This is a genomic window from uncultured Veillonella sp. (assembly GCF_934190855.1).
In the GTDB taxonomy this organism is placed as follows: domain Bacteria; phylum Bacillota; class Negativicutes; order Veillonellales; family Veillonellaceae; genus Veillonella.
This window is the reverse complement of record NZ_CAKPTN010000170.1, coordinates 1-3,456: the sequence shown is the minus strand read 5'-3', so window position 1 is coordinate 3,456 and position 3,456 is coordinate 1. Positions and strand designations below refer to the sequence as shown.

At 42.1% G+C, this 3,456-nt stretch carries 3 protein-coding genes; all 3 read right to left on the bottom strand.

The features are described 5' to 3' along the window. Positions 1–1,802: YgiQ family radical SAM protein (locus tag Q0F90_RS08225; RefSeq protein ID WP_296004650.1), on the bottom strand; the 1,802-nt coding region annotated here is incomplete at its 3' end. Between the two features lie 39 nt (positions 1,803–1,841). Continuing rightward, complete coding sequence (locus Q0F90_RS08220) at positions 1,842–2,294, bottom strand: helix-turn-helix transcriptional regulator (RefSeq protein WP_296004646.1); 453 nt, start codon at positions 2,292–2,294, stop codon at positions 1,842–1,844. 42 nt (positions 2,295–2,336) lie between these two features. Continuing rightward, positions 2,337–3,456 (bottom strand): DNA translocase FtsK (locus Q0F90_RS08215; protein WP_296004644.1); only part of this gene is annotated, 1,120 nt, incomplete at its 5' end.

The following is a 3,456-nucleotide window of genomic DNA, read 5'->3' as shown; positions in this document are numbered from 1 at the left end:
GCATTGCGACCGATTGGACGTGGCGGAATGAGACATTCTGGGCCAAAACCAATTAAATCACGTCGATTTGCTTCTATGAGAGCCTCTTTAACAAGGTCATAGTTTTCAATATTTTTAAACTGCATCAAAGAGCGTTGCTTTGCTTTATCTCTACCCTTTTTGGCTACATACACAGGTTTTCCATCTAATGGATTAATGCCTGTATAGTACATACAAGTGGATAAGCTTCCTGGCGTTGGAATAAAGTCTTGTACTTGTTCAGGGTACATATGGTGATCACGCAAAAACTCCGCTAATTCGATGGCATCCTCCAAGGCACAACCTGGATGAGAGCTCATAAAGTATGGTACTAAATATTGTTTCTTACCAAGTTTTTTGTTCGCCTCTTCAAACCAAGATTTAAAGGTAAGGAATTCTTCCTTCCCAGCCTTGCCCATCATGTTAGTTACACGCTTAGACACATGTTCTGGAGCTACTTTTAACTGACCACTGACGTGGAACTCACAGAGCTCTCGCACGAAGTCTTTATTGTTATCTGCTAGCACATAGTCATAACGCAAGCCAGAACGAACAAATACCTTTTTCACACCTTTTAACTTGCGCAACTTACGAAGTAAAGCAATATAATCATCATGATTTGTATTCAAGTTTTCACAAGGTTCAGGGGCCGCACAAGTACGACCTTTACAAGCACCGTATACAGCTTGTTTATCACAGGCTAAATGACGGAAATTCGCTGTAGGACCGCCTACATCGTGAATATAACCCTTGAAGTTATCCATATTAATCATCATCTGAGCTTCGTCGATTAACGACTCATGACTACGATTTTGGATGATACGCCCTTGATGATTGGTAATAGCACAGAAGGAACAACTACCAAAACAACCACGTTGGCTAACAAGGCTGAATTGTACTTCACTTAATGCTGGTACGCCACCTTTGTCATCGTATTTAGGATGCCACTTACGAGTATATGGCAAGTTATATACGCCATCCATTTCCTCCTGTGTCAAAGGCAAAGCAGGCGTATTTTGGATAACATATCTATCCCCATGCTTTTGTACTACTATGCGGCCATAGAAAGGATCTTGTTCATCATATTGAATGCGGAACGCATCGGCAAAGTCCATTTTGTCCGCTTTAATCGCTTCATAAGAAGGACACTCTACATAATCAATGGTAGGAATGTCCTTTGCCATGTAGCAAATACCTCGAATAGACGGCAAGGACTCTTTAAATCTGCCTTGGTCTAACGCATCAGCTAATTCGACAATTTGAAGTTCACCCATACCATATACAAGTACATCTGCCTTAGAATCGACTAAGATAGAGCGACGTACCGTATCCGACCAGTAATCATAATGACCAAAGCGGCGCAAGGACGCCTCTATGCCCCCGATAATGAGAGGCACATCACTGTAAGCCTCCTTCATACGGTTCGCATAGACCAAGGTAGCACGATCTGGACGATGACCAGCTTCACCGCCTGGAGAATAATCATCTTGACGACGAATTTTCTTTGCCGCCGTAAATTTATTGAGCATTGAGTCTAGATTCCCTGCTGTAACAAGGGATGCTAGACGCGGTTTACCTAGTTTTTTGAAAGCCTCTACATCATTCCAATCTGGTTGATCTATAATGCCTACACGATAGCCTTTGGATTCTAGGTATCTGCCGATAACCGCAGGAGCAAAGGACGGATGGTCCACATAGGCGTCCCCACTGATGAGAACGAAATCTAATTCGGCCCAACCTCGTTCCTTCATATCCGAAGGTTCTGTTACTAAAAATCTATCCATTGATTGTGTAAATGCCTTTCTATCATTCCTAATCAACAATTAGACAAGGAATAACCACAGTAAAAATAATGCCATACAGAATAAGATAATGCCTAAAATAATACGTTCTTGAACGATAGAACGTTGGCGTTTTCGTTGACGTGTTTCTAAAGACATACGCTTCTTAGAGGTTTGGTATTCAACGAACTCGCTTTGCACCAAATTAGGGGTAGCTTGAGCCTTCTGTCTCGTTACAGAGCGCAAAGAGAAGGTATCAATATCCCCTACTTGGCTTTGATAAGCTTTCACCAAACGATCCCCATCAAGATCTAAGTAATTGCCATAATTACGAATAAAGCCTTTTACGTAGACCTGTCCAGGAATGATGTCATAGTTGCCATCTTCGATAGCCTCTAAGTAGGTTGTTTTAATATGAAGCACTTGCTCCACATCTTTAAAGGTTAAATTACGTCTTACCCGTTCACGTCGTAATTCTTCGCCTAATTCAGCCATTTTCGTTCCTTTCTAAATCTACGTAATAATATAATCATTCAATTATTGCTCATCATTGGTATCAGGGAAATATCTAGCTTTCGCTTGTTCAGGACTCATCAAAATTTCTCGAGCCTTACTACCCATGCTAGGACCCACGATTTTAAGATCTTCCATAGTATCGACAAGGCGTGCCGCACGAGTATAACCAATGCGGAAACGACGCTGTAACATAGACACAGAGGCTTGACCAGATTCCATAACGAGATTTACAGCTCGTTCTAGCAGTTCATCGCGATATACATCATTGTCCTCAGCAGACTCTTTTTCAGCTTCCTTTTCAGCCTCTTGCGTTACCGTATTATCATACTCTGGTTCACGTTGAGCTTTTACAAATTCTACAAGTTTTTCTACCTCATCATCAGAGATAAATGCACCTTGTACACGAATTGGTTTATTCGCCCCAATTGGAGCAAATAACATATCACCTTTACCAAGTAATTTCTCAGCCCCCGCCATATCAAGGATAGTACGGGAATCAATTTGAGAGCCTACAGCAAAGGAAATACGGCTCGGTACATTGGCCTTAATAGAGCCAGTAATAACATTAACAGATGGACGTTGTGTAGCAAGTACCATATGGATACCTGCAGCACGCGCCATTTGTGCCAAACGGCTAATAGATTCTTCAATATCATCTGGAGCTGTCATCATAAGGTCAGCTAACTCGTCGATAATCAGTACGATCAACGGCATAGCCGCCTTAGGGTGCGCTTCGTTATAACTCTTAATATCTCGTTTACCAGACGCTGCAAAGGCTTTATAGCGAGCCTCCATTTCACGAACGGCCCAACGCAATACAGCTGCGGCTTTTTTCATATCTGTTACAACTGGCGCCATCAAATGAGGAATGCCATTATAAATAGACAATTCAACCATCTTAGGGTCGATTAATAAAAGTTTAACCTCTTCTGGTTTACGACTAAAGAGAATACTGGAAATCAAAGTATTTACACATACGGATTTACCAGAACCCGTAGTACCTGCTACGAGCAAGTGAGGCATCTTCGCAAGGTCAGTAATAACAGGCTTCCCTGCAATATCCTTACCAAGACCTACAGGAATACCCCCTCGAGCATCCTTAAAGTCGCTACAATCGAGGACATCGCGTAAATGTACGGCC